This is a genomic window from Kitasatospora sp. NPDC058046, assembly GCF_042885595.1.
In the GTDB taxonomy this organism is placed as follows: Bacteria; Actinomycetota; Actinomycetes; order Streptomycetales; family Streptomycetaceae; genus Kitasatospora.
In genome coordinates, this window is the sequence record NZ_JBHVRS010000006.1 from 204,851 (window position 1) to 224,784 (window position 19,934).

The following is a 19,934-nucleotide window of genomic DNA, read 5'->3' on the forward strand; positions in this document are numbered from 1 at the left end:
CGGTCTCGGCGGGGTCGGTACGGGTGGGCGGGCTCGGTACGGGTAGGCGGGGTCGTCACCGTCCTTCCCGGGCGTGCCGGGCGATCTGCCGCAGGGCGGCGGCGAAGTCCTCGGCGGCCCGGCGGACGGCCCCGGTGCCGTGGACGGCGGGCCGGTGGTGCCAGGTGAAGGCGAGGCGTCCGTGCTGGGCCGCGCCGACCACCTCCAGCGGGTGGGAGCCGCCGTCCCGGGGGTCGTGGTCCTGGCCGAAGGAGCCGAGTTCGGCGCGGACCAGGCCGTCGCCGGCGGCCTCGGGCCGGGCGTCCCACTGGCCGAGGTAGTTGAAGACCACCTGGCCGTGGCCGCCGGCGGCGAGGCGCTCGCGGACCTCGGGCGTCCCGAAGGTGCGCAGGGCGCCGAAGCCCAGGCCGTTGCCGGGCACCGCGCGCAGCTGGCGGCGGACGGACTTCACCAGGGCGCGCCAGTCGCGGTCCGGGCCGGGCTCGGCCGGGTCGGGGACGTGGAAGGTGACGGGGTGGACGGTGGTGAACCAGCCGACCGTACGGGACAGGTCGACGCCGTCCAGCAGGTCCTCGCGGCCGTGCCCCTCCAGGTCCAGGCCGATCCGCTGCTGCCCGCTCCAGCGGGCCAGGGCGAGGGCGAGGGCGGCCAGCAGCACGTCGTTGACCCGGGTGCGGTAGGCGGCGGGGGCGGCGCGCAGCAGCGCCTCGGTGTCGGCCTCGTCGAGTTCGACGGTGACCGCCGCGGTCTCGGCACCGCCGGTCCCGGAAGGACCATCGGTCCCGGACGGGCTGCCGGGCAGGGCCGCCCGGGCGCTCACCGCCTCCTCCCAGTACGGGAGTTCGTGGTCCAGGCCGCCCTCGGCGACATGGGCGGCGAGCCGCTGCGCCCAGTCCCGGAAGGAGGTGCCGCGCTCCCCCAGGGTGACCGGCCCGCCCTGGACGGCCTGGCGGTGGGCGCTCTCCAGGTCGTCGCGCAGCACCCGCCAGGAGACGGCGTCGACGACCAGGTGGTGGGCGACCAGGAGCAGCAGGGCCGGGTGCTCCGGGTGGCCGGTGAACAGGGCGGCGCGCAGCAGCGGGCCGCGGGCCAGGTCGAAGCCGGCGTGCAGCTCGTCGGCGGCCTTGGCCATGGCCGCGTCGGCGGCCCCGGCGTCCTGCCCGGTCAGGTCGTGGTGGACCAGGAGCTCCTCGGCGGGGGCGGGCGGCGGGTTGAACTGGTGCCAGCCGGCCTCGTCGCGGGTGAAGCGCATCCGCAGGGCGTCGTGGTGTTCCAGCAGGGCGTCGAGCGCGGTGCGCAGCGCCGCCGGGTCGGGGTCGGCGACGAGTTCGAGCAGGGTGGACTGGTTGAAGTGGTGGTGGGCGGCGCGCGGGGTGGTCAGGAACCACTCCTGGATGGGGGTGAGCGGCACGCCGCCGGTCACCGGGCCGTCGTCGGCGCGCTCGGTGGCGGTGCGTACGACGGTGGCCAGTTCGGCCACGGTCTGGTGGCTGAACAGGTCGCGGGTGGCCAGGTGCAGGCCGTCGCGGCGCAGCCGGGAGACCACCTGCATGCTGAGGATGGAGTCGCCGCCGAGGAGGAAGAAGTTGTCGTCGGCGCCGACCTCGTCGAGGCCGAGGACGTCGGCCCAGATCCGGGCGATCCGGCGTTCGAGGTCGGTCTCCGGCGCCCGGCCGGGGCCGGCCGCGGCCTGGGCGGGACCGGGGTCGGGCAGGGCCCGCCGGTCGAGCTTGCCGTTGGGGGTGAGCGGGAGCCGCTCCAGCGCGACGAAGGCCGAGGGGACGAGGTGCGGCGGCAGCGACTCGGCGAGGTGGAGCCGCAGGTCGAGGGCGGGGGCGCCGGCGGTGGCGTCGGCGGGGACGACGTAGCCGACCAGCCGGCCGCCGCCCGGGCCGTCGGCGCGGACGGTGACGACGGCGTCGCGCACCAGGGGGCTGCGGCGCAGGGCGCTCTCGATCTCGCCGGGTTCGATCCGGAAGCCGCGCAGCTTGATCTGCTCGTCGGCGCGTCCGGCGAACCGGAGCTGGCCGTCGGCGGCGCGGCGGGCGAGGTCCCCGGTGCGGTACATCCGCTCGCCGGGGGCGCCGTACGGGTCGGGGAGGAAGCTCCGGGCGGTGAGGCCGGGGCGGCCGAGGTAGCCGCGGGCGAGGCCGGGGCCGGCCAGGTAGAGCTCCCCGGTGACGCCGGGCGGCACCGGCCGCAGGGCGGTGTCCAGGACGTACGCGCGGGTGGCGCCGCTGGGGCGGCCGATCGCGGGGCTGCCGCTGCCGGGGGCGAGCGGGCCGGTCCAGGTGGCGACGACGGTGGCCTCGGTGGGGCCGTAGGAGTTGACCATGCGCCGGCCGGGGGCCCAGGTGTCGACCAGGTCGGCCGGGCAGGCCTCGGCGCCGACGACCAGGGTGCGCAGCCCGGTCAGGGCCGCGGCGGTCTCCGGTTCCAGGGTGGCCAGGGCGGCCGGGGGGATCAGGGTGTGGCTGATCCGGCGGGCGGTCAGGGCCTCGGCGAGCCGTTCGCCGACCAGCGGCCCCTCCTCGCCGGTGACGAGGGCGGCGCCGGAGAGCAGCGAGATGCACAGTTCCAGGACGGAGGCGTCGAAGCTGGGCGAGGCGAACTGGAGCACCCGGTCGCCGGGGCCGACGGCGTACTGCTCGGCGGCGGCGGCCGCGAAGACGGCGAGGCCGCGGTGGGTGACCAGGACGCCCTTGGGCGTTCCGGTGGAGCCGGAGGTGTAGACGGCGTAGGCGGGGTGGGCGGGGGTGAGGGCGGTGGTGCGGTCGGCGTCGGTGGGCGCGGTGTCCGGGCCCTCGGCGGCCCAGACCTGGGCCGGGTCGTCGAGCAGCAGGTGGGCGGCGGCGTCGCGGACCATGAACTCCCGCCGGGGCGCCGGGTAGTCGGGGTCGACGGGGAGGAAGGCGCCGCCGGCCTTGGCGACGGCGAGCTGGGCGACGACCATGGCCGCCGAGCGGGGCAGGGCGAGGGCGACCAGCCGCTCGGGGCCGACGCCGCGCCGGATGAGCTGGTGGGCCAGCCGGTTGGCGGCCCGGTCGAGGTCGGCGTAGCTCAGCTCCCGTTCGCCGTCGAGCAGGGCCGGTGCCCCGGGGGTGGCGGCGGCCCGGCGCTCGAACAGCTCGGGCAGGGTCGCCTCGGGGACGGGGCGGAAGCCGCCGTGCGGCTCGGCGGGCGACTCCTCCGGGCCGGCCAGCGGCAGCGCGCCGACGGCGCGGGACGGGTCCTCGGCGACGGCGGTGAGCAGGGTGGCGAGCTGGCCGGCCATCCGCTCCACGGTGGCCGGGTCGAACAGGTCGGTGTCGTAGGTGAACAGGCCGTGCAGGGCGCCGCTCGCGGTCTCGACGAACTCCAGCACCAGCTCGAAGGGCGTCCGTACGGCGTCGGGCTCGATGCCGGTCACGTCGAGGCCCGGGAGGTCGGGTTCGGCGGACGGCGCGTTCTGGAGCACCACGTGGACCTGGAACAGCGGGCTGCGGCTGGTGTCGCGCACCGGCTGGACCTCGTCGACCACCTTCTCGAAGGGCACGTCCTGGTGGGCGAAGGCGTCGAGGACGGTCTGCCGCACCTCGGCGAGGAGGGCGTCGAAGGGCTGTCCGGGCTCGACCCGGGAGCGCAGCACCAGGGTGTTGACGAAGAACCCGACGAGCCGCTGGACCTCGGGCCGGTGCCGGCCGGAGGTGATGGTGCCGACGGTGATGTCGGTGTCCCCGCAGAGCCGGGCCAGGTAGGCCTGGGCGGCGGCGACCAGGGTGGTGAACAGGGTGGCGCCGCGCCGCCGGCCGACCTCGGCCAGCCGGCGGGCGGTGTCGGCGGGCAGCTCCAGTCGGACGGTGGCGGCGTTGGCGGCGTTGGCGGTGCGCACCGCGGGCCGGGGCCGGTCGGTGGGCAGCTGCGGCGGGACCACACCGGTCAGTTGGCCCTTCCAGTAGGCGAGCTGCTCCCCGGTGGGCGCCCCGGCGGTGCGCTGCCAGTGGGCGTAGTCGGCGTACTGCACCGGCAGGGGCGCCAACTCGGCTTCGGTGGAGCCGAGTTCGGCGCGGTAGAGGTGGGCCAGGTCGGTGAGCAGCACGCCGGTGGACCAGCCGTCGGTGACCATGTGGTGCAGGGTCAGCGCCAGCACGTGCTCGCGGTCGGCCAGCCGGGCCAGGGTGGCGCGCAGCAGTGGTCCGCGGCGCAGGTCGAAGGGGCGGGCGCGGTCGGCGGCGAGCAGGTCGCGCAGGGCCCGCGGCCGTTCGTCGGCGGGCCGCCCGGAGAGGTCGTGCAGCGGCAGCGGCACGGCGTGCGGCGGGTGGACGAGTTGGACGCCGTGGCCGTCCACGCTGTCGAAGGTGGTGCGCAGCGACTCGTGCCGGGCCGTCAGGGCGTCCAGGGCCGCGCCGAGGACGCCGGTGTCGAGGGTGCCGCGCAGCCGCAGCGCGAGCGCGACGTTCTCGGAGACGCCGGGCGTGAACTCCTCCAGGAACCAGAGGCGCTGCTGGGCGTGGGACATCGGGGCGGCGCCCGTGCGGGGCACCGGGACGACGGGCGGGCGGGCCGGGGCGGCGGACTCCTCGGTGAGCAGCCGGGCCAGGCCGGCCGGGGTGGGGTGGTCGAAGACGGCGCGGGGGCCGAGCTCGGTGCCGAAGGCCTCGGCGAGGCGGGCGGCGAGCCGGATGCTGAGGATGGAGTCGCCGCCGAGGTCGAAGAAGCCCTCGTCGGTGCCGGGCGGGCGGATGCCGAGGACCTCGGCGAAGAGCTCGGTGGTGCGGCGTTCGGCCGCGGTGCGCGGCTCGACCCGCTCGCGGCGCCCGCCGGTCCGCTCCTCGGGGGCCGGGAGGGCGGCGCGGTCGACCTTGCCGTTGCGGCTCAGCGGCAGGGCGTCGAGCGGGACGAAGGCGGCCGGGACGAGGTAGTCGGGCAGGGCGCGGGCGGCGAAGTCCCGCAGTTCGCCGGGGTCGGGGGCGCCGTCGGTGCCGACGGCGTAGGCGACCAGCCGGCGGGCGCCGGGCCGGTCCTCGCGGACGACCACGGCGACATCGGCGACCAGCGGGTGGGCGGCGAGGGCCGCCTCCACCTCGGCGGGCTCGACCCGGAAGCCGCGGATCTTCACCTGGTCGTCCGCGCGGCCGAGGAACTCCACGGTGCCGTCGGGGCGGCGCCGGGCGAGGTCCCCGGTGCGGTACATCCGGGCACCGGGCGGGCCGGCGGGGTCGGCGAGGAAGCGGGCGGCGGTCGCGCCGGGGCGGCCCAGGTAGCCGCGGGCCAGGCCCTCGCCGGCCAGGTAGAGCTCACCCGCGCAGCCCGGCGGGACGGGCCGCAGCCGGGCGTCCAGGACGTGCGCCCGGCGGTCGTCCAGCGGGCGGCCGATCGGGACGGTGTCGGGCACCGCGGCGGCGTCCGACAGGGCGTGGGCGGTGGCGAAGGTGGTGGTCTCGGTGGGGCCGTAGCCGTCCACCACGGTCAGCCCGGGGCAGGCCGCCAGGACGCGCCGCACGGCGGCGGCGGGCACCACGTCGCCGCCGGTCCACAGGGTCCGCAGGCCGCCGAAGCAGTCCGGCGCGTCCTGGGCGAGCAGCCGGAACAGCCCGGCGGTGAGCCAGAGCGCCGTCGGCCCGTCGGGGCCGGCGAGGCGGCGCAGCAGGGCGGCGTCCACCGGCCCGTCGGGGGCGACAAGGACGCAGCCGCCGTTCAGCAGCGGCGCCCAGACCTCGAAGGTGGCGGCGTCGAAGGCGACCGGCGAGTGCAGCAGCACCCGGGCGCAGCGGCCGCCGGTGAAGCGGCTGTCGGTGGCGAGCGAGGCCACGTCGCGGTGGCGGACGGCGACGGCCTTGGGCTCGCCGGTGGAGCCGGAGGTGTACATCACGTACGCCAGCCGGTCCGGGTCGGCGGGCGGCAGGTCCGGGGCGGCCGCTCCGTCGCGGGCGGCGGCGACCTGTCCGGCGGTCAGGGTCGCGGCCGCGCCGGCCCGCTCCAGCAGGGTGCGGCGGCGCTCCTCGGGGGCGCGCCGGTCGACGGGCAGGTAGGCGCCGCCGGCCTTGAGGACGGCCAGCTGGGCGACGACGAGTTCGGTGCCGCGGTCCATCGCCAGCGCGACCCGGTCCTCGGGGGCCAGGCCGTCGGCGAGCAGCCGGGCGGCCAGCCGGTCGGACCAGTCGTCCAGCCCGCGGTAGTTCAGCTCGCGCCCGCCCTCGCGCACGGCGGGGGCGTCGGGGGTGCGGCGGACCTGTTCGGCGAAGATCCGCAGCGGGCTGCGCGGCTCCGGCGGGCGGGCGGTGGCGTGCCAGGAGGCGAGCAGCTCGCGGTCGGCCGGGGTGAGCGGGTCCAGTGCGGCGAGGTCGCCGTCCAGGCCGTCGGCGAGGGCGGTCAGCAGCTGGGCGAGGCGGTCGGCGGCGTCCCGGGCGGTGCGCTGGTCGAAGAGCGCGGGGTCGTACGCCAGGTCGAAGGCGAGCTGTCCGCTCAGGTGGGCGCGCAGGCACCAGGGGAAGGTGGTGGCGTCGTCGGCGCGCACCTCGACCACCCGGACGCCGGTGCGGTCCGCGGCGGACTCGTCGACGGGGTAGTTCTCGAACACCAGCATGCTGTCGAACAGCGGCTCCCCGGCGGGCAGTTCGCTCAGGCCCTGGATCCGGGTCAGCGCCAGGTGGTCGTGGCCGCGGCCCTCGCTCTGCCGGTCCTGGAGGTCGCGCAGCCAGGGCAGCACGCCGCCCGAGGGGATCCGGACCCGGGCGGGCACGGTGTTGATGAACAGCCCGATCATCGTCTCGACGCCGGGCAGTTCGGCCGGGCGCCCGGAGACGGTGGTGCCGAAGACGACGTCCGCGGTGCCGCCGTAGCGGGCCAGCAGCAGCGCCCAGGCACCCTCGACCAGGGTGTTGACGGTCAGTCCGGCGGCGGCGGCGTTCTCCCGCAGCCGGGCGGAGGCCGCCTCGTCCAGGACGCGGTGGACGGCGGCGGTGGAGCGGGCCCGGTGGGCGCCGGCGGGGCGGCGGTCGTAGGGCAGCGCGGTCCGTTCGGTGAACCCGGCGAGCGCGGCGCTCCAGTGCTCCTCGGCGGCCCGCCCGTCCTGCTCGCGCAGCCAGGCCAGGAAGTCCGCGAACGGGCGGCGGACGGGGCGGGGCGCCTGCGGGCCGCCGGTCAGCGCGGCGTACTCCTCGCAGACCTCGGTGAGCAGCTGGCCGGTGCTCCAGCCGTCCAGGATCACGTGGTGGGTGGACCAGAGCAGCAGCACCTCGTCGCCGGGCAGCGCGGCCAGGACGAGCCGGGTGAGCGGCGCGGTGCCCAGGTCGAGGCTGGCGGCCCGCTCCTCGGCGAGCAGCCGCTCGGTCTCCTCGGCCCGCCGTTCGGGCGTCAGGGCGCGCCAGTCGAGGTGGCGGACGGGCAGGGCGGCGCGGCGCGCGACCAGCTGGACGGGGTGCGGCAGGCCGCGCCAGTGCACGGCGGTGCGCAGCGCCGGGGTGCGGTCGGCGACCTGCTGCCAGGCGGCGGCGAAGGCCGCCGGGTCGCCGACGCCGGCCAGCCGGACGGCGATCCGGTCCACGTAGGCGCCGTCCTCGTCGACCAGGCCGTGGAAGAGCATGCCGGACTGCAGCGGGGTCAGCGGCAGCAGGTCCGCGACCTCGCGGCCGTCGCCGACCAGGCCGTCCAGCCGTTCCTGGTCGAGGCCGGCCAGTGGGAAGTCGGACGGGGTGCGGCCGCCGGCGCCGGGGCCCGCGCAGTGCTCGGCCAGCTCGCGCAGCGCCTGGAGGGTCTGCTCGGCGAGGGCGCGGACGGTGGCCTCCTCGTAGACCTCCGCCGGGTAGGTCCAGCCCAGTTCGAGCCGGCCGTCCTGGACGGCCCCGATGACGTCGAGCAGGTAGGGGCGGGGCTCGTCGGGGTCGGTGTCGCGCCCGGCCGGGGGCAGCGAGCCGCGCAGCAGCCCGTCGGCGCCGGTGCGGGTGTCCCACTGGCCGTGGTAGTTGAAGCCGACCTGCGGCGCGGCCGCGCCTTGCGGGAGGGCGGACGGGAGCAGGTGGCGCAGCGCGCCGTGGCTGAGTCCGCGCAGCGGGACGGCGCGCAGCTGCTCCTTGACCGAGCGCAGGGTGTGGTGCCAGCCGGCCTCGGGGTCGACGCGCAGGGCGAGCGGGAACTCGGCGGTGAACCAGCCGACCGTCCGGGAGAGGTCCTGGTCGGGGAAGAGGTCCTCGCGGCCGTGGCCCTCCACCCCGATCAGCACCGTGTCCCGGCCGCACCAGCGGGCCAGGGTGCGGCCGAGGGCGCTGAGCAGGACGTCGTTGACCTGGGTGCGGTAGACCTCCGGGACGCGGCGCAGCAGCGCCCCGGTGGTCGCCTCGTCCAGCGTCACGGTGACGGTGGCGGCGGCGCCGTGGGTGTTGGCGCCCGGGCGCCCGGCGGGCAGTCCGGCCGGGGCCTCGCCGGTGCGGGCCCAGTACGCGGTGTCGCCGTCCAGGGCGCCGGAGCGGGTGTGCCGCTCCAGCCGGGCGGCCCACCGGGTGTAGGAGGTGCCCGGCTCCGGCAGCCGGACGGGCGCGCCGCCGCGGGCGGCGTGGTGGGCGGCTTCGAGGTCGGCCAGCAGGATGCGCCAGGAGACGCCGTCCACGGCCAGGTGGTGGATCGTCAGCACGAGCTGGCCGGGCCGGCCGGCGCCGCCGTCGAAGTACAGGGCGCGCAGCATCCGGCCCTGGAGCGGGTCGAGGGAGCGCTGGGCCTCCTCGGCGGCCCGCTGCACCTCCGTCTCCAGGACGGTCCGGTGGTGGGTGAAGACGCCGTCCGGTGCCTGCTCCCGGACCTCCTGGTGCCAGCCTCCCTCGCCGTGGCGGAAGCGGGTGCGCAGCGCCGGGTGGTGCTCCACCAGCGCGAGCACCGCCTGCCGCAGCGCGGCCGGGTCGGTGTCCGGGGCCAGCACCAGCCGCTGGGTCATGGTGAAGCGCAGCGCCTCGCCGGGGCGGCGCCCGTCGAGGTACCAGTGCTGGATCGGGGTGAGCGGGGCCTCGGCGGGCTCGGCCTCGTCCGCTTCCGTCCGTACGGTCGACTCCCCGGCGCAGAGGGCGAGTTCGGCGACGTTCTGGTAGCGGAAGACGTCCTTGGTGGTGAGGGCGAGTCCGGCGGCGCGGGCCCGGGAGACGATCTGGATGCTGAGGATGGAGTCGCCGCCGAGCGCGAAGAAGTTGTCCCGGGCGCCGACCCGCCGCACGCCCAGCACCTCGGCCCAGATCGCGGCGAGCCGCTCCTCGGTGCCGGGGCGCGGGGCGACGTACGGGGTGGTGCGGTCCGGCTGGGCGGGCGGGGCGGGCAGGGCGCGCCGGTCGGTCTTGCCGCTGGTGGTGCGCGGGACGCGGGCGAGCGGGACGAAGGCGGTGGGCACCAGGTGGTCGGGCAGGGTGCGCCGCAGCCAGGCGCGCAGCTCCTCGGCGGGCGGCACCCGGTCGCCGGCCGGCACCGGGTAGCCGACCAGCAGGGTGCGGCCGCCCTGTTCGCGGGCGGCGACGGCGCAGTCCGCGAGGTCGGGGTGGGTCAGCAGGGCGGCCTCGACCTCGCCGGGCTCGATCCGGAAGCCGCGGATCTTGACCTGGTCGTCGGCCCGGCCGAGGAACTCCAGCTGCCCGGCGGCGTCCCAGCGGGCGAGGTCGCCGGTGCGGTACATCCGGGTGCCGGGGGCGCCGTACGGGTCGGCGAGGAAGCGGCCGGCGGTGAGCCCGGGCCGGCCGAGGTAGCCGCGGGCGACCTGCCGACCGGCCAGGTACAGCTCCCCCGGCATGCCGGGCGGCACCGGGCGCAGCGCGCCGTCCAGCACGTAGGCGGTGACGCCGCGGCCCGGCCGGCCGATCACCGGGCGCCCGGGGTGGTCGGCGCAGCGGGCGTAGGCGGCGTCGACGGTGCACTCGGTGGGCCCGTACAGGTTGTAGACGGTGACGCCGAGTCGGGCCCGGGCCTCGGCCAGCTCCCGCCAGGTGGCGGCGGGGATCGCCTCGCCGCCGAGCTGGAGCAGCCGGGGGTGGTGCGGGGCGGGGCCGAACAGTCCGGCGGCGGTGAGTTCGCGCAGGTAGGAGGGGGTGACGTTGACGACGTCGAGCCGCTGCTCGACGATCCTGGCGCAGAAGGCCTGCGGGTCCAGCCGGACGTCCTCGTCGATCAGGTGGAGCTCCTGGCCGGAGACCAGCAGCAGCGGGCCCTCCCAGCTGGTGTCGAAGGAGAGGGAGGCGCTGAGGGCGACCTTCAGCCGGGCGCCGTCGGCGGTGTGCGGGGCGAGCATCCCCTCCCGGTGGTCGCGGCAGAGGTTGACCAGCTGGCGGTGCTCGACGACCACGCCCTTGGGGCGGCCGGTGGAGCCGGAGGTGTGGATCAGGTAGGCGGCGTTCCCGGGCAGCAGCGGGGCGGTCCGCTCGGCGTCGGTCAGGTCGTGGCCGGGCAGGGCGTCCCAGGGCACCTCGCGCAGGTCCCGCTCGGTCAGCACCGTGCGCGGCCGGGTGTCCGCCAGCAGCAGGGCGGCCCGCTCCTCGGGCAGGTCCGGGTCGACGAACTGGAGGACGGCCCCGGCCTTGAGCACCGCGAACAGCGCCACCACCAGGTCGGAGGTGCGCGGCAGCCGGACGGCGACCACCTGCTCCGGGCCGGCGCCGAGGGCCGTCAGGTGGCGGGCGAGCCGGTTGGCCCGGGCGTTGAGGGCGGCGTAGTCCAGCGTGGCGTCCCGGGCGACCAGCGCGGTGGCGTCCGGGGTGCGGGCGGCCTGCTCCTCGAACAGGGCGGTGAAGGTGGTGTCCGGCCCGGGCAGCGGCTCGCCCCGGCCCTGGCGCAGCACCTGCCGCCGCTCGTCCCCGCTCATCAGCGGCAGCTCGCCGACGGCCGTCCCAGGCGCCTCGGCGACGGCCGCCAGCAGGGTGGTCAGCCGGTGGGCCAGCTGCTCGGCGGTCCGCGCGTCGAACAGCCCGGTGCTGTACTCCAGGTAGCCGGTCAGGCCGCCGTCGTGCTCGGCGAAGTCGAAGGAGAGGTCGAAGGCGGCGCTGCGGACCGGCGGGGTGACGGGTTCGACCGTCAGGCCGGGCAGCGGGGGCGTCTCGGCGCCGAGGTTGTGCAGTGCCACCATCACCTGGAACAGCGGGGTGCGGCTGGTGTCGCGCTCCGGCTGGAGGGCGTCCACCAGCCGTTCGAAGGGCACCTCCTGGTGGGCCAGGGCGTCCAGCACGGTGTGCTGGGCGGCGGTCAGCAGCTCGTGGAAGGTCAGTTCGGGGCGGATGTCGCCGCGCAGCACCAGGGTGTTGACGAACATGCCGACCACGTCGTGGAGTTCGCCCTGCTCGCGGCCGGAGGTGACGGTGCCGACGGCGACGTCGCGCTGCCCGGACCAGCGGGCCAGCAGCACCTGGCAGGCGGCCAGCAGGACGGTGTAGAGGGTGCCGTCGGCCTCGCGGCCGCGCTCGCGCAGCCGGGCGGTCAGCTCGGCGGGCAGCGTGAAGGTCGTCAGCGCGCCCTCACGGGTGCGCACCGCCGGGCGCGGCCGGTCGGTGGGCAGTTCCAGCGGGGCCAGGCCGTCCAGGGCCCGGCGCCAGTGGTCGAGGTCGGCCTCGGCGGCGGCGGTGCGCGTGCGCTGCCAGGCCGCGTAGTCGGTGTACCGGACGGGCAGCGCGGGCAGGTGCGGGCTCCGCCGTTCGAGGGCGGCGGCGTACAGCTCGCCGAGGTCGCGGCCGAGTACGCCCATCGACCAGCCGTCGGTGGCGATGTGGTGCACCGCCAGGGCGAGGACGTGCTCCTCGGCGGCCGTCCGGGCCAGGAGGGCGCGGAGCACGGGGCCCTCGGCGAGGTCGAAGGGGGCGGTGGCGATCCGCTCCAGGTGGGCGTCCAGCTCCGCCGCCGGGACGTCCGCGCAGGGCAGCTCGACGGGGTGCGGCGGGCGCACCACCTGCCGGGCCCGGCCGTCCCGTTCGGCGTACGTGGTGCGCAGCGCCTCGTGCCGCTCGACCAGGGCGTCCAGGGCGGCGCCCAGGGCGGCCCGGTCGAGGGCGCCGCGCAGCCGCAGCACGGACAGCGAGGTGTACTCGGTGCTGCCGGGCTCGAAGCGGTCGAGGAACCAGAGCCGCTGCTGGGCGTAGGAGAGCGGCGCCTCGGCCGCCGGGTCGGCGGCGGGGATGACGGCCGGTGCGGCGCCGGGGCGCGGGGCGCCGAGCGCCTCGGCCAGGTCGGCGAGCACGGGGTGGGTGAACAGCACCCGGGGCGAGAGGTCGGCGGCGCCGAAGGCGGCGCGCAGCCGGGCGGTGACCCGTACGGCGAGGATGGAGTCCCCGCCGAGGGCGAAGAAGTCGTCCTCGGCGCCGACCGCGCCGGTGTCCAGGACCTCCGCCCAGGCCTCGGCGACCAGCCGCTCGGCGGGGGTGCGGGGCGCGGTGCGCTCGCGGCCGGCCGCGAAGCCGTCCGGGCCGGGCACCGGCAGGGCGCGCCGGTCCAGCTTGCCGTTGGGGGTGAGCGGCAGGGCGGCCAGCGGGACGTAGGCGGCGGGCACCAGGTAGGCGGGGAGCAGGCGTTCCAGGTGGGCGCGCAGCTCGGCGGCGCCGGGCGGCCGGGCCGGGTCCTCCCCGACGAGGTGGGCGACCAGCCGGCGGGTGCCGGTGGCGTCCTCGTGGACGCCGACGGTGGCCAGGGCGACGCCCGGGTGGGTCTGGAGGGCGGCCTCGATCTCGCCGGGTTCGATCCGGTAGCCGCGGATCTTGACCTGCTGGTCGGCGCGGCCCAGGTAGCGCAGGGTGCCGTCGGCCTGCCAGCGGGCCCGGTCGCCGGTGCGGTACATCCGGGTGCCGGGGGCGCCGAAGGGGTCGGCGAGGAAGCGGCCGGCGGTCAGGCCGGGCCGGTTGAGGTAGCCGCGGGCCAGCCCCTCGCCCGCCACGTACAGTTCGCCGACGGCGCCCGGGGGCACCGGGGCGAGGTCGCCGTCGAGCACGTACAGCCGCAGGTCGGCGATGCCGGTGCCGATCGGGCCGGGGCCGCCGGCGGTGGCGGTCGCCGGGTCCAGCGCGGTGTGGGTGACGTGCACGGTGGTCTCGGTGATGCCGTACATGTTCACCAGGCGCGGCGCGTCCTCGGGATGGCGCCGGTACCAGTCGGCGAGCCGGGTGACGTCCAGCGCCTCGCCGCCGAAGACCACCGTGCGCAGCGCCAACCGGGCGGATATGTCCGGGAGTTCGGCGTCGGCGCGGGCCAGCTGGTGGAACGCGGACGGGGTCTGGTTGAGGACGGTGACCCGCTCCTCGGCGAGCAGCCGCAGGAAGTCCTCCGGGGAGCGGGCGGTGTCCTCGGGCACCACGACGAGCCGGCCGCCGTGCAGCAGCGGGCCCCACAGCTCCCAGACCGAGAAGTCGAAGGTGTAGGAGTGGAAGAGCGTCCAGACGTCCTCGGCGCCGAAGTCGAACAGCTCCCGGGTCTGCTCGAACAGCCGGACCACGTTGGCGTGCGGCACCACGACGCCCTTGGGGCGGCCGGTGGAGCCGGAGGTGAAGATGGCGTAGGCGGGGCTGTCGGGCAGCGGGCGGTGCCCGGCGCCGAGCGGGCCGGCCGGGCGGCGGGCCAGGTCGGCGCGCACCCCGGGGTCGGCCAGGGCGAGGACGGGCACCTCGACGCCGGTCGGATCGGCCGGGGCCTCCAGGGTGACCAGGGCCACCGGGGCGGCGTCGCGCAGCAGTTCGGCGCGGCGTTCGGCGGGCAGGCCCGGGTCGAGCGGCAGGTAGGCCGCGCCGGTCTTGAGGACGGCGAGGACGGCCACCACCAGCTCGGCGGTGCGGGGCAGCGCCAGGGCGACGTACCGCTCGGGGGCGGCGCCGAACCCGGCCAGCCGGTGGGCGAGCCGGTCGGCCCGGGCGTCCAGCTCGGCGTAGTCGAGGTGCTCCCCGCCGCAGGTGACGGCCTCGGCCCGCGGGGTGCGGGCGGCCCGCTCCTCGAACAGGTCGACCAGGGTGCGCGCGGGCCGGCCCTGCGCGGTGCCGTTCCAGTCGACCAGCAGCCGGCGGCGCTCCTCCTCGGTGGTCCAGGCCAGCGCGCGCAGCGGGCGGTCCAGCCCGGCGGCCAGCTCGGTGAGCAGCAGGCGCAGCCGCCCGGCGAGGGCGTCCACCGTCGCGGCGTCGAACAGCTCCGGGTCGTAGGCGAGGTCGAAGCCGACCTGCCCGCCCTGGTAGGCGCGCAGCACCAGCGGGAAGCTGGTGGCGTCCCGGGAGGAGACCTCGGCCAGGCGCACCCCGGTGCCGGCGGCGCGGGCGTCGTCGAAGGGGTAGTTCTCGAAGGCGACGATGCTGTCGAACAGCGCGCTGCCGGCGGGGACGTCGCTGAAGCCGGTGAGTTCGGCGAGCGAGACCGCCGAGTGCCGGCGGGCCTCGGCCTGGTCCGCCTGGAGCTCCCGCAGCCAGTCGGCGGCGGTGCGCTCGCCGTCCACCCGGACCCGGGTGGGCAGGGTGTTGATGAACATGCCGATCATCGACTCGACGCCGGGCAGCTCCTCGGGCCGGCCGGAGACGGTGGTGCCGAACAGCACGTCCGGCTCGCCGCTGTAGCGGGACAGCAGCAGCGCCCAGGCGCCCTGCACCACGGTGCCGAGGGTCAGCCCGGACTGCCGTGCGGTGCGGGCGAGTTGCTCGGATACCTGCTCGGACAGGGCGGCGCTGAGGCTGCCCGCCGAGCGGGCCCGGTGGGCCTCGCGCCGCGCCCGGTCGGCGGGCAGCGGGGTGGCGGTGGCGAAGCCGTCCAGGACGGACCGCCAGTGGGCCCGGGCGGCCCCGGCGTCCTGCCCGGCCAGCCAGTGCACGTAGTCGGCGAAGGGCCGGCGCACCGCCGGGGCGGGGGCGCCACCGGTGGTGAGCGCCGCGTACTCGGCGAACACGTCGGTGAGCACCTGGGCGAGGCTCCAGCCGTCCAGGACCAGGTGGTGGGAGGTCCACAGCAGCTGGACCCGGGCCTCGGGCAGCCGGACCAGGGTGAGCCGGGTGAGCGGGGCGGTGGCGATGTCCAGGCCGAGGGCGAGGTCCTCGGCCTTCAGCCGCTCCAGCCGTTCGGCGCGCTCGGCCGGGTCGACGGCCCGCAGGTCCAGGTGGGTCACCGGCAGCCGGACGCCCCGGCGCACCACCTGGAGCGGGGCGGGCACGCCCTCCCAGACCACGGAGGTGCGCAGCGCGGGCGTGCGGTCGGCGACCCGCTGCCAGGCCAGGGCGAGGGCGTGCGGGTCGGCGACGCCCTCCAGCAGCAGGGCGGCCTGGTCGAGGTAGACGTCGTCCTCGCCGCCGACCAGGCGGTGGAAGAGCATGCCCTCCTGGAGCGGGGTGAGCGGCAGCAGGTCCGTCACGTCCCGGCCGTCGCCGACCAGCCGGTCCAGCGCGGCCTGGTCGAGGCCGGCCAGCGGGAAGTCGGAGGGGGTGCGGCCGCCGGCGCCGGGGCTCGCGCAGTGCTCGACGATGCCGGTGAGCGCGGCGGCGGTGGCCTCGGCCAGGGCCCGGACGGTCTCCTCCCGGTGCACCCGGTCGCTGTAGTGCCAGGTGAGTTCCAGCTCGCCGTCGGCGACGACGGCGGAGACGTCGAGCAGGTGGTCCAGCGGCTCGTCGGGAGCGAGGTCGCGGCCGGGGGCCTGCCCGGCGGGGGCGAAGTCGCCGCCCTCGGGGGCGGTCCACTGGCCGTGGTAGTTGAAGCAGACCTGCGGCAGCGGACGGTCCCTCAGCGCGGCGGCCGAGCCGAGCCGGGCGAGGGCCTCGTAGCCCAGGCCCCGGCGGGGCACGGCGCGCAGCCGCTCCTTGACCCGCTTGAGGGTGGCGGCCCAGTCCGTCCCTTCCGGCAGGTCCAGGGTGACGGGGTACTGGGTGGTGAACCAGCCGACGGTGCGGGAGAGGTCGAGGCCGTCGAAGAGGTCCTCGCGGCCGTGGCCCTCCAGGGCGACGGCGACCCGCCCGGTGCCGGTCCAGTCGGCGAGGGCCCGGCCCAGCGCGCTGAGCAGCACGTCGTTGACCTGGGTCCGGTAGGCCTCGGGGACCTTCCGCAGCAGCGCCTCGGTGGTGGCCCGGTCGAGCCGGTGGCGCAGGATGCGCACCGAGCCGGCGGTGGGGGTGCCGGGCAGATCGACGGGCAGCGGCCCGGCGGGGGCGGCGGTCTCGGCGGTCCAGTACGGCAGGTCCGCGTCCAGGCCGCCGGTCCGGACGAGTTCGGCGAGCCGGTGGGCCCAGTCGGTGAAGGCGGTGGGCTCGGGCGCCGGGTCGGGGGTGCGGCCCTCGGCGGCCTGCCGGTAGGCCTGTGCCAGGTCGGCGAGCAGGACCCGCCAGGAGACGCTGTCGACGGCCAGGTGGTGGGCGGTCAGGAGAAGTTGGGGCCGGGCGCCGTCGGCGGGCCGGAACAGCACGGCGCGCAGCAGCGCCCCGGTGGCCGGGTCCAGCTCGGCGCGGGCGGCCTCGGCGGCCGCCTCCCGCTCCGCCTCCCGCTCGTCGGCGGGGTCGGTGGCCGGGTCGAGGGCGGTCAGCAGCGCTCCGGCGTCCGCGGCCGGCTCCTGCCGCCAGCCGTCCCCGGTACGGGTGAAGCGGGTGCGCAGCGCCGGGTGGGCGGCCACCAGCGCGCCCAGCGCCCGGTCCAGCGCGGCTTCGTCCAGCCCGTACGGCAGGTCGAGCAGCATCGACATGGTGAAGTGCCGCAGCGGGCCGTGGGCGGCGAAGAACCACTCCTGGACGGGGGTCAGCGGGGCGGGCCCGTCCTGGTGGTGGCGCGGCGCGGGGGCGGCAGGCGGCTCGGCGGTGCGGGCCGCGGCGGCCAGGTCGGCGACGGTCTGGTGGCGGAAGACGTCCTGGGAGCCGATCCGCAGGCCCGCCGCGCGGGCCCGGGAGACGGCCTGGATGCTCAGGATCGAGTCGCCGCCGAGTTCGAAGAAGTTGTCGGTGACGCCGACCCTGGGCACGCCCAGCACCTCGGCCCAGATGGCGGCGAGGGTCTCCTCCTCGGGGGTGCGCGGGGCGGTGAACTCCCCTTCCCGGACGTCGGTTTCGGGGGCGGGCAGGGCGCGGCGGTCGAGCTTGCCGCTGGTGCCGAGCGGCAGGGCGTCGAGCACGGTGAAGGAGGACGGCACCAGGTGGTCGGGCAGCACCCGGCGCAGGGCGGCGCGCAGGTCGGCGGCGGGGCGGGCGGCGCCGTCGGCGAAGACCAGGTAGGCGGCCAGCCGGTGGTGGCCGTGGGCGTCGGGGACGGCGGCCACGGCGGCGGCGCGGACCTCGGGCAGGTCGAGCAGGGCCGCCTCGATCTCGCCGGGTTCGATCCGGTGGCCGCGCACCTTGACCTGGTCGTCGGCGCGGCCGAGGTACTCCAGGCGCCCGTCGGCCGTCCAGCGGGCCAGGTCGCCGGTGCGGTACATCCGGGTGCCGGGCGGGCCGTACGGGTCGGCGGTGAAGCGGGCGGCGGTCAGGCCGGGGCGGCCGTCGTAGCCGCGGGCGACCTGCTCGCCGGCCAGGTGGAGCTCACCGCTGACCCCGGGCGGCACGGGCTGGAGCCGGCCGTCCAGGACGTAGGCGCGGACGTTGGGCAGCGGGCGGCCGATCAGCGGCCGGTCCCCGCCGTCGATCCGGCAGGCGATGGCGTCGACGGTGCACTCGGTGGGGCCGTAGTAGTTGTAGGCGGCCGTCTCCGGGCGGGCGGCGAGTTCGCGCCAGAGCCGGGGGGCGACCGCCTCGCCGCCGAGCATCAGCACCCGGGGGCGGTGGCGGGGGTCGTCGAGCAGCCCGGCGGGCAGCAGTTGGCGCAGGTAGGAGGGGGTGAGGTCGAGGAAGTCGATCCGGTGGCGGACGACGTACTCGACCAGGGCGGCCGGGTCCATCCGGGTGGTCTCGTCGACGAGGTGCAGCGGGTGGCCGTCCGCGAGCAGCAGCAGGCCCTCCAGCGAGGTGTCGAAGGAGAAGGAGGCGGTCAGGGCGACGTTCAGCGGGCCGCCGCCCGCGTCGGCGACGAAGCCGGCCCGGTGGGCGGCGAGCAGGTGGGCCAGGGCGCGGTGCGGGACGCTGACGCCCTTGGGGCGGCCGGTGGAGCCGGAGGTGTAGAGCACGTACGCGGGGGTCGCGAGGTCCGGCGTGGGAAGGACGACGTCGACCGGGTCGTCGTTGCCCAGCAGGTCGCGCAGGGTGTCCTCGTCCAGGAACAGGGCCGGCCCGGCGTCCTCGAGCACGTAGACGACCCGCTCCCAGGGCAGCGCCGGGTCGAGCGGCAGGTAGCCGGCGCCGACCTTCCAGACCGCGAGGACGGCCACCACCAGGTCGGCGGTGCGCGGCAGTCGCAGCGCGACCAGCCGTTCGGGGCCGGCGCCCGTGGTGGCCAGTCGGCGGGCGAGCCGTTCGGCGCGGGCGTCCAGTTCGGCGTAGTCGAGGCGCTCCTCCCCCGCGACCAGGGCCAGGGCGTGCGGGGTCCGTTCGGCCCGGCGCCGGAGCAGCTCCGGCAGGCTGACGGCCTCGACGGGCAGCTCGGTGGCGTTCCAGCCCCGGGTGACCTGCTCGGTCTCCCGCGCGGAGAGCAGCGGCAGGGTGGCGAGCGGGCGGTCCGGTTCGGCGGCGGCGCCCTCCAGCAGGCGCAGCAGCTGCTCGGCCATCCGGCCCGCGGTGGGGGCGTCGAACAGGTCGGCGCGGTACTCCAGGACGCCGGTGAGCGCCTCGCCGTCGGGGACGAACTCCACGCTGAGGTCGAAGGTGGCGGCCTGCCGGGGCACGGTGACCGGGGCGGTGGCGAGTCCGGGCCGGTCCCCGGCGGTGGGCGGGGCGGGGTGCAGCAGCACCAGGACGTCGAACAGCGGGTTGCGGCCGGCCTCGCGGGGCGCGCCGACCGCCTCGACGATCCGTTCGAAGGGCGTGTCGCCGTGCGCGAGGGCGTCGTTGCCGGTCTCGGTGGCGGCGGCGAGCAGCTCGCGGAAGGAGGCGTCGGGCGCCACCCGGGTGCGCAGCACCACCGTGTTGACGAAGCAGCCGACGGCCCGTTCCAGTTCGGTGCGGGTGCGCCCGGCCATCAGCGAGCCGACGGTGACGTCCTGCTGGCCGGACCAGCGGGCGAGCAGCGCCTGGGTGCCGGCCACCAGCGCGGTGTTGAGGGTGCCCTGCTGCTCGGTCGCGAGGGCGCGCAGCCGGGCGGTGAGCGGCGCGGGGACGGTGAAGGTGTGCAGGCCGCCGGGGCCGGCCTCCTCGCCGCGCCGCGGGTGGTCCAGCGGCAGGTCGGACGGCACGGCGCCGGCCAGCTTCTCCCGCCAGTGGGCGAGCTGCCGCTCCAGCCGGTCACCGGCGAGCTGCTCGCGCTGCCAGGCCGCGAAGTCCGGGTACTGGGCGGCGACTTCGGGCAGTGCGGGGTCGGCGCCGCGGGCCAGGGCCTCGTAGGCGGTGCACAGCTCGTCCAGGACGACGCCCATCGACCAGCCGTCGGTGACGATGTGGTGGGCGGTCAGCTGCAGGACGTGGGCGTGCGGCGCCTCGGCGACCAGCAGGGCGCGCAGCAGCGGCCCCCGTTCGAGGTCGAAGGGCCGGGAGTACTCCCGGAGCAGGACGGCGTCCAGGCTCTCGCCCTCGGCCGGTTCGCGGACCGGTAGCTCCACCGGCCCGGGCTCCCGGACGGTCGGCACCGGCCGGCCGTCGCTCTCCGCGAAGGTGGTGCGCAGCGCCTCGTGGCGCGCCACCACGGCGGTCAGCGCCGCGGCGAGCGCGGCGCGGTCCAGCTCGCCGGTGAAGCGCAGGGCGACGGCGCTGTTGTAGCGCGGGTCCCCGGGGCGCAGCCGGTCGAGGAACCAGAGCCGCTGCTGGACGAAGGAGGGCGGCAGCGGACGGCCGCGGTCGGCGCGCGGGATGGCCCGCTCGGCGGCGGCCCCGTCGCCGCCGGACCGGCCGGCCAGCCGCCGGCGCAGGGCTTCGCGCAGGTCGGCGGGCAGGGCCGCGGCGCGGTCCCGCTTCGAGGGCGTCGGAGGCGTCGAAGGCGTCATGGTCGTCGGG

General features: G+C 77.4%; 1 protein-coding gene. It reads right to left on the reverse strand.

All coding sequences use genetic code 11. The annotated features are described in order from the left end of the window. Window positions 1–55: 55 nt before the first annotated feature. Window positions 56–19,924: a non-ribosomal peptide synthase/polyketide synthase gene (locus ACFVU7_RS15555; RefSeq protein WP_388045400.1), complete on the reverse strand. Its 19,869-nt coding sequence runs from the start codon at window positions 19,922–19,924 to the stop codon at window positions 56–58. Between the last annotated feature and the right edge of the window lie 10 nt (window positions 19,925–19,934).